Origin of the sequence: Novosphingobium guangzhouense, from assembly GCF_002896965.1 — a bacterium.
GTDB lineage: Bacteria > Pseudomonadota > Alphaproteobacteria > Sphingomonadales > Sphingomonadaceae > Novosphingobium > Novosphingobium guangzhouense.
Genome location: NZ_LYMM01000085.1, coordinates 1 through 8,512, shown reverse-complemented (window position 1 = coordinate 8,512; position 8,512 = coordinate 1). Strand labels below are relative to the sequence as shown.

The window sequence follows — 8,512 nt, the reverse complement described above, 5'->3', positions numbered from 1 at the left end:
TGGTCGGAAGGCATGGTCTGGTGCAGCCCGGAGCGGCACGGCCAGATCAGCGGCATCATGAAGACGCAGATCGATCATCTGCCGCTCCAGATGCGCGGGATGCGGCCGACGCAGGGCCGCACGCTTGCAGTCATGCAGGTGTCTGGCGGCTCGCAATCGTTCAACGCCGTCAATTCGCTGCGCCTGCTGGGCAGATGGATGCGAATGTTCACGATCCCCAACCAGTCGTCGGTGGCGATGGCCTACAAGGAGTTCGATGAGGACGACCGGATGCGGGCGTCGAGCTATTACGAGCGCATCGTCGATGTGATGGAGGAACTGGTGCGCTTCACCGTGCTCATGCGGCCGTACGCAGCGCAACTCGTCGACCGTTACTCCGAGCGAAAGGAAGCTGGGCTCCCGGTCGATAATGCAGCGGACCACTCCGCAATTGCAATCACGCCTCAATCCTGATTGTCGTCCCGACCACCGAATGACTGGTTACAGGTTTAGACGCGATGAGGGCGTATGGCTGGAATGGGCGCATCACTGTCGATCTGGCTCCCCGCCATGACGAGGAGCCAGTCGCTCAGATTTCCGTGCCTTCTGCCAAGGTGAGGGCATCTTCCACATCTACGCCCAGATATCGAACGGTGTTCTCGATCTTCGTATGCCCGAGAAGGATCTGCACAGCCCGAAGGTTGCCCGTCGCTTTGTAGATAATCGACGCCTTGGTCCGTCGGAGCGAATGCGTGCCATATTCTTCGCGGCGAAGGCCAATGCCAGTCACCCATTCATCGACAAGTCGAGCATATTGACGGGTGCTCAGATGGGCAGAGTGATCGATCCGGCTCGGAAACGCGAAATCGTCGAGAGTACCTCCTCGACGGTCCAGCCATGCCAAAAGGCTACCCCTGGCGTCGGCAGTCAATTCGAACTGGACGGGCCGACCCGTTTTCTGCTGGATCACGATGGCCCTCGTGCGAATCTGACCGCCGACCACAAGTTCGCCGATTTTGATTTTGACCACGTCACAGCCGCGCAGTTTGCTGTCGATCGCGAGATCGAACAGTGCTCGATCCCGGACACGTTGGTGCTGGTCGAGGAAGAAGCGAATCGCCCAAACCTGTCGCGGCTTCAGAGGTCGTTTGGCGCCAACCTTGCGGCCAGCGTTCCATGCTCGCCGATCGTATGCTCCGGGGTCATATTCAGACATTCCCATTGGTTTTCTCCTATGGCCGGTAGTGGCCATTGAGAAAACGATGAACGGGCACCTGCCGCTGGCCGGTAAGAGACTGTCTGGTTCGCGTTTGGAAGGTGGGGATAGCTGCCACTATTACGCCGATGGTGAAGAAAGTCGGGCTGGTCGCGTATTTCGCGATACCGAGGCGCAGCACCAGCCCGATACCTATAGTCCGCCTACACTGCGAACCTGCGTCCCGAATGGGTTGTCGATGATGTAGCGCCAGTAGCCATCTTCTCCACGACGAGCGATGTCGTTCGAAGTCGCGACCATGTGGAAATCATCGCCGCTTGGCGTCTTCCCGACGATGTTCCAGTCGAGCACAAGGGAAGCGATTGTGTCCGCCACAAAAACGTGCCGCGCTATGATAGCCATTGGCAGTTGCACACTGTAGTATTCAAGGAGCTCAGCACGAATGGCGGGAATGCCGCGCTGCGGCTCACCATTTGCGCTGACGAGAATAGCGTCGGGTTCATAGAACCACACATGATGTCGACATCCATCGAATTGAAATGCTGAAGAAGCGACGGAACGATCCCCTCTGGCGTGCGGGAAAGCGCGGGCATTGCAGTCATGAAAGTATTCCTTTTTAGAGATGGTCAGGCCTGCGCCTTCACAGGGAGGCGGAACGGTGCGCCAAGACGGTTGAAAGCATTCATCGCGGCGATGGCGATGGTAAGATCGACCAGATCCTTGGGACCAAACGCTGCAGCGGCGGCCGCATAGGCTTCGTCAGAAGCATGCGTTTCGGTAACCAGCGTGACCTCCTCTGCCCATGCCAGCGCTGCGCGATACTCCGCCGGAAAGAGATGCGGCACTTCCGCCCAGACTGACACCAGCGCGATCTTGTCGATCGACATCGTCTTGAGGAGGTCGCGCGTATGCAGGTCGATGCAATGGGCGCAGCCATTGATCTGAGAAACCCGCAGGAAAACGAGATGAATCAGCTCTACTGGCAGATCAGTGCTCGTCGTCAGGTAATGGTGAATGCCGAACATCGCCTTCGCCCCCTGCGGGGCGACCTCGTGCCAGATCAGCCGTTTATTCTCGCTCATGATCATGTCCTTCGCTTGGCCCGCCATCTGGCGACGCTCGCGAACTTGACGAGGCAGAGCAGTCAAGTGTGACATGACGAGACATTTTTTCCCCGCTCCCCCGGACCTATGTCACACTTGCTCATGCTGGCTCGTTTAGTGGGTATGACAACACAGGAGGTTTGAGTGTCAGCGCGCAACAGCGCCATAGATCAGGAAGCGGTGCACAGCGCCCAGCGCTCCGACGAATTTACGACGCAGCGCAGCCGACTGTTGCGTCTCGCCTACCGGATGCTTGGCTCTCTCAGTGACGCTGAGGATGTTGTGCAGGACGCCTGGCTGCGTTGGGCCCGCGCCGACAGCGCAATAGAATATCCAACCACATATCTCACCCGGATTGTCACGCGCCTGTGCCTTGACCGGCAGAAATCGGCGCGGACACAGCGCGAGACCTATGTCGGTCCATGGCTGCCCGACCCGCTTCTGGGCTCTGTGGAACCCGATGTCATGATTTCTGATGACATTACCGTCACCCTGATGCTGGCCATGGAGCGGCTGTCTCCGCTAGAGCGGGCCGCGTTCCTTCTCCATGATGTTTTTGACATGAGTTTGCCCGAAGTGGCTCTGACGCTAGGCCGGGAGCCTGCCGCAGTCCGCCAGCTCGCATCGCGCGCGCGCAAACACATTCGAACTGCGCGACCGCGCTTCGCCGTCAAGGCTACGGAAGCAGATCGGATCGCTCGCGCTTTCTTCGTCGCCGCACGCGATGGTGACACCGCCCAGCTGGCCGGGTTACTTGCGGAGGATGTCGAGATCCATGCCGATGGCGGCGGCAAGGTACTTGCCTTCCGAAATGTCGTCCGTGGGGTCGATAACGCGCTACGGTTGTTCGCCGGACTTCGCCGCAAGCATGCGCCTGTACCGACTTTGATCCGCACAGCGATGATCGATGGCCTGCCAGGCTATATCAGCATTGACGGTGCAGGCCTGTTGCAGACGACCGCGCTCGAAATGTACGAGGGCAGAATTACCGCCGTCTACATTGTGCGCAACCCTGACAAGCTAGGTCACATTCCTCCGGTGCATGAGTAACCCACGCCGAGGATGGTCAGAATCCAATGTCTGATTTTAGTTGCGGCATTATCTCTGTTAGATAGTTCGAATTGGCGCGTTGCTTCCGATCCAGTAACGCCAGCGAGGGAGCTCCCACTGGCCGATAGGCGACTGTCTGGTTCAAAGCCGCGGTCCGGCGATAGCCGACATTACTATCGACCTTTTATGGCTAATCGCAAAGCTTTAGGTTTTGGCAGAACCCATACACCTGCATCTGAGTTCAGGAAAAGCTCCTCGCAACTAGGAAAGCAACGCCTTTATCCGGGACGCAAGCGCTTCCATCGTGAAAGGCTTGGTGATAATCTGCATGCCGACTTCAAGATGTCCATGATTTAGAACAGCATTTTCAGCATAACCAGTGATGAAGAGCACCTTTAGGTCCGGCTGATTTGATCGTAGCGCGTCGGCCAATTGCCGACCGTTCATGCCTGGCAAGCCGACGTCTGTCACCAAAAGGTCGATCTTTCCACCTCGGTCGATAATGTCCATGGCTGTCGGCCCATCAGGGGCTTCGATGGCGCAATAGCCGAGGTCGCCAAGCGTTTCAGTGATGAGCAGGCGAATGGTCGCCTCGTCATCGACGACCAAAACCGTTTCGGTGCCCTCTGCGCGCGGTGCTGATGAAAGGTCTCCTTGCGATGCTTCGTCTTCGACGGCCTGGCCGTTGCGGGGGAGGTAGATGGTGACGGTGCTACCAAGCCCAGGTGTGGAATGAATTCGGACCTGGCCGCCGGACTGTCGTGCGAAACCATAGATCATGGACAGACCCAGCCCCGTGCCGCTCCCGATAGGCTTGGTCGTAAAGAATGGCTCGAAGGCTCGCGAAATCACCTCCGGCTCCATACCACTTCCCGTGTCGCTGACCGAAACACAAACATAATGGCCTGGATCAATGTCGCGCTCGCGGCCAAAAGTTTCATCGACACGGCAATCCTGCGTCTCGATCATCAGACGTCCGCCATCGGGCATTGCATCGCGCGCGTTGATACACAGGTTGAGAATCGCGTTTTCAAGCTGATTTGGGTCGACCAAGATCGACTTCAGGTCTTCTGCGAGCTTTGTTTCCACGACGATGGACGGACCAACGGTTCGCCGGATCAAATCGTCCAGTCCACTGACCAGTCTGTTCGCATCGGTTGGACGGGGATCGAGCGTCTGTCTTCGGCTGAACGCCAGCAGCCTGTGGGTGAGTGCTGCCGCCCGCTTCACCGCATCCTGCGCGGCGGTCATGTATCGGCCGATATCGGAGGCTCGTCCCTGTTCGATACGCAAATTGATCAGTTCGAGGCCACCGCTGATTCCCGTGAGGAGATTGTTGAAGTCATGTGCCAAGCCTCCGGTCAGTTGCCCGACGGCTTCCATCTTCTGTGACTGACGCAAGGCATCTTCGGCGGCCACCAATTCTGCTGTGCGCTCTGCTACCTGCCGCTCGAGCGATGTGGCCAGATCCGCCAATTCTCGCTCGGCGCGGCGGCGCTCGACAGCGTCGCGGGTGCGCTCGGCCACTTCGCGCATGAAAGCGATATCGTCTTCAGACCAATGCCGCGGTGCCTCGTTGTTGACGAAAATCAGAGCGACGAACCCGCCTTGCTCATGAAGGGGCATGTTGATGAAGGCGCGCGCACTGATCGCTTCTAGGACAGCCGACGTCTGAGCCGTGCGCGGATCGAGGCGGGAGTCATCGACACTTACGGTCTCACCGCGCTTTAGGTCCTCGATATAGGTGCCATGCGCGCGAAACTGGAGTGTGCCCGCTATGGTGGTGACGCCGACGGCGTTCCAGTCGCGTTCGATCGTGATCGTTTCGTTGACAGGGTCGACCATGCCATAGCCCGCGCGGCTGACGCCGAGCGTCTCACCCAGGACCTCTGCCGCAGCATGGGATATGTCAGCACTATGATCGAGATCGCGAAACAGGTCATGAAGACGTACCAGCGCCTGCCGCTTGAGTTCTTCACGCTTGGCACTGGTGATATCTACCGAGACTCCGGCAACTCGCAGCGGTTTGCCCTCGACATCGAAGAAGGGCTGTCCGCGCGACGAAATCCAGCGTGTGCTGCCGTCGGGCCAGACTATGCGATATTCTTCCTGATATTCCCGGCCCTTCGAGCCAGCTTCGATCATCTTGTCGATCGCCCGGCGGCGGTCGTCGGAGTGGACGGCCGCGATTCGATCCTCGAACAAGAAGGGCTGATCTAGAGGTCGGCCGAAGAGCGCCTTGCACTCCTCCGATGCGGTGAGCGTCCGCGAGGCTAGCTCGAAGCTCCACGTACCAAAACCGCCTGCCCGCAATGCGAGCGCCAGTTCGCGCTCGCGCTCCTGCTGGGTACGCAAACGATTGCTCACTTCCGCCATCAGCTCGGCATTGTCGCGCTCCAGGCCGGATAGACGCTCACGTTCAAGCGTAACGTCAACCTGACTTGCGAAGAAATAGGAAAGTCTCTGGTCCGCGTCGAACACCGGGGCCATGAGGAGCCGATTCCAGAATGGCTCGCCATTCTTTCGGTAATTCTGGATATCCACCTCAACCGGTTCGGCCTGCTCCACCGCATGGTGCAGCTTGCGCCTTGTCTCGGGATCCGTGTCCTTGCCCTGCAGGAACCGACAATTGCGACCAAGGATTTCATCACGCTCGTAGCCGGTCAGCCTGCAAAAGGCGCCGTTAGCGAAGACCACCGGATTATCCGGAAGCCTCGGATCGGTGATGATCATTGGCATGCGGGTCGAATGGACGGCGGCGACGAACGGATCAGTGAAAGGGTCAAGCCCCCTCAATTCGCTGGTAATACGTTCGTCATCTGCGACGCTCTTGCCAGAGCGACTGTGAGGAATGTTGGCGTGGTCGGACAAATTGGCTTCCTCACGAGTGCAGCGGGACAGCTGCGCCAATGCGCAACGCAAGCCTGATAGGGCAAACTAAGCAAATAAGCACGTCGCGAACGTCGCGAACCTACACCGAGTGATTTGGGTAAAGAGAGGCTGAGGAGAGTTTTTGGATTGTTTCGAAGTGTGGCAAGCCATTATTCCTGGTCTGTCGCAACATGGTTTGCGATGGCTTCCAGAATGGCGCTGTTCCTGTAGGGCTTGTCGAACACCGCCTGAAAAAGTTCGGGCCGCTCACGGGCGATGTTACCTTGCGCGCCGCTGACAAGAATAATCGGCAGGTTTGCAAGAGCCGCATCTGCGCGCACCGCCTCGGCGAACTCGAGACCCGTCATCATGGGCATCATGAAGTCGGTGACTACTAGATCGGGCCGTCTTTTACGCACCGCAGCGAGTGCGGCCTCGCCGTTGGAAACGGTGTCCACCTCGTACCCTTCGTCCTCCAATATGTCGGTAAGCATCATGGCGAGGAGAAATTCGTCGTCCACTACGAGGATATGCGGCATAGTCTAGTTTCTCCCCGGGTTCATCCCCACGGCTGTGTGCCGCTTAGCGTTGAGGATGGGGAGGCACCTGGCGGGCACTGAGCGCCCCGCCGAGCATCAACCCGTTCGGAGCGAAGTCCACCGCGTGGACCGAGGTGTCGAAATGGCTGTCGCGCATCTTTTGGATAGAGACAGCCCGAATAAGTTGGTTGTCCTCCTCAAAGAGCCGCAGGAGGATCATATTGTCGAGAATGGCGGAAATTTCCCTGGCTGGTGCCGCGACGTCGGAACCGACCAGTTCGCGGATTTCCCACGTCGCCAATGTGGTAACGCCTTCGGCCCTGAGTTGATCCATCAGACAGGCGAAAAACTCAATGAGCCGGGGGCGGTGAACAGCCGCGCGCTCAAAACCGCCCAAGCCATCGATGAACAGCCTCTTGATACCGAGCGAGCGTACCTGATCCAGCAACTTATGGGCCAGCTTGTCCAGGATATTGTCCGCGAGCGGCATGCGTTCGATTGTCAGGACCCGGCCTTCCTGATCGGCCAGGGGAATGCCGAGAGCCGCCGCTTTCGTGCGCAGGCGATCGGGCGTTTCGAAGAAACCGAAATGAAGCGCGGGTTCAGCATCGCTTGCCTGCGACAGAAAATGAATGCCCAAGGTCGTCTTGCCACTGCCGGAAGGGCCGGCCAGCAAGGTGATCGAACCTTCAGGAAGGCCGCCGCCCAGCATCGCATCGAGCCCAGGAACGCCGATGCTGAGCTTGCTCTCGGCCCGGACGCTGGCCTCGACCCGTGCAGGCAGAGACTCGATTCGGGGGTAGACGGAGATGCCCTCATCGCTGATTTCGAACTTGTGAAGGCCCCCCAGCGCCCGGCTGCCGCGCGACTTGCGGACCTGCAGCTCGCGCACGGTGCGGACGCCGGCAAGCGTATCGGTGAGATCGATCACGCCATCGACCATCGTATGTTCGGGATTAAGATCGGTCACACTGGAACTGGTGAGGAAAAGCACTGTACAGCCAACGAAGGCAGCCTGACCCTGCACCTCCGCGACGAAGGTCTTGACGTCGAAGTCCGTGTCGGCGCGATCCCGTGCGTTAAGCAGACCGTCAAACACGAGAAGAGTGGCGTCCTGACGTTTGGTTTCCTTGCGCAACATCTTGACGACGGCATCGAGCCCTTCGTCGCGCAGAGTCTGGAAGACGCTGATATAGGTGATCGCCGCACCCAACTGCGAGCGGTCGAAAAAGGCCAGCGGATCCATGGTCTGGAACAGCCGCTCATGACTTTCGGACAGGAGCGTTACATAGAGCACCCGCCCGCCTCCCGCGATATGCGCGAAGGCGATCTGGTTCGAAAGGATTGTCTTGCCCGCTCCCGGCTGCCCCTGGATGATGTAGGAAGCGCCGGAGATGAAACCGCCCGCCAAAATCTGGTCCAGGCCGTCTATCCCGCTCGTTAGACGGTGTGCGTGCTGCATTGGTGGGTATCTCCTGGAGCGGTCGTGTTATGCTCCTACCGTTCCCGCCCGCCGGGTAAAGCGAAAGCTCGATCCTTCCTCGATTTTAGCAATTTTCATAAGGTCGCGGATTCCTGTCAGGACCATTTCCTTGTCGCAAGGCTTGTTGACGACAGTTTGGAACAGATCGGGATGGTTACTGTTGATTGCCACTGAGAAGTGACCCGGGGTTTCCATTGAGAAGTGACCCGGGTGGGTGTGGTTTATGTGCTGCCGTTGAACGGCGGGTTCAAGATGCTGGCTTCTCCTTTCT

General features: G+C 58.5%; 9 protein-coding genes. 2 read left to right on the top strand and 7 right to left on the bottom strand.

The window, feature by feature from the left end:
* The coding region (locus A8V01_RS25515; protein WP_211295193.1) for an NAD(P)H-dependent oxidoreductase at positions 1-453 on the top strand (453 nt) is incomplete at its 5' end.
* 115 nt (positions 454-568) lie between these two features.
* Here A8V01_RS25515 and A8V01_RS25510 read toward each other — a convergent pair.
* The 3 genes from A8V01_RS25510 to A8V01_RS25500 all read right to left on the bottom strand — a co-directional run bounded on the left by A8V01_RS25510 (position 569) and on the right by A8V01_RS25500 (position 2,283).
* Positions 569-1,201 (bottom strand): tyrosine-type recombinase/integrase, encoded by a 633-nt coding sequence (locus tag A8V01_RS25510; protein WP_103099068.1) that lies wholly within the window; start codon positions 1,199-1,201, stop codon positions 569-571.
* A gap of 186 nt (positions 1,202-1,387) precedes the next feature.
* On the bottom strand, positions 1,388-1,708 hold the full coding sequence (locus A8V01_RS25505) for a YybH family protein (RefSeq protein WP_211295192.1): 321 nt from the start codon (positions 1,706-1,708) through the stop codon (positions 1,388-1,390).
* A 113-nt stretch (positions 1,709-1,821) separates the two neighbouring features.
* Positions 1,822-2,283 carry a carboxymuconolactone decarboxylase family protein gene (locus A8V01_RS25500; protein ID WP_245892830.1) on the bottom strand — a complete coding sequence of 154 codons (462 nt, stop codon included), beginning with the start codon at positions 2,281-2,283 and terminating at the stop codon, positions 1,822-1,824.
* Between the two features lie 159 nt (positions 2,284-2,442).
* On the opposite strand from A8V01_RS25500, the gene A8V01_RS25495 reads away from it, so the two are divergent.
* On the top strand, positions 2,443-3,348 hold the full coding sequence (locus A8V01_RS25495) for a sigma-70 family RNA polymerase sigma factor (protein ID WP_103099067.1): 906 nt from the start codon (positions 2,443-2,445) through the stop codon (positions 3,346-3,348).
* A gap of 261 nt (positions 3,349-3,609) precedes the next feature.
* Here the strand turns inward: A8V01_RS25495 and A8V01_RS25490 are convergent, their stop codons facing one another.
* The 4 genes from A8V01_RS25490 to A8V01_RS29045 all read right to left on the bottom strand — a co-directional run.
* The gene (locus A8V01_RS25490) at positions 3,610-6,219 is read right to left on the bottom strand and encodes a PAS domain-containing protein (protein WP_103099069.1); all 2,610 of its coding nucleotides are present in this window, start codon (positions 6,217-6,219) and stop codon (positions 3,610-3,612) included.
* A gap of 170 nt (positions 6,220-6,389) precedes the next feature.
* Positions 6,390-6,758, bottom strand: coding sequence for a response regulator (locus A8V01_RS25485; protein WP_103099066.1), 369 nt, complete (start codon positions 6,756-6,758; stop codon positions 6,390-6,392).
* 43 nt (positions 6,759-6,801) lie between these two features.
* The gene (locus tag A8V01_RS25480; protein ID WP_103099065.1) at positions 6,802-8,220 is read right to left on the bottom strand and encodes a DUF7125 family protein; all 1,419 of its coding nucleotides are present in this window, start codon (positions 8,218-8,220) and stop codon (positions 6,802-6,804) included.
* Between the two features lie 27 nt (positions 8,221-8,247).
* On the bottom strand, positions 8,248-8,512 hold a 265-nt coding region (locus tag A8V01_RS29045), incomplete at its 5' end, for a hypothetical protein (RefSeq protein ID WP_211295191.1).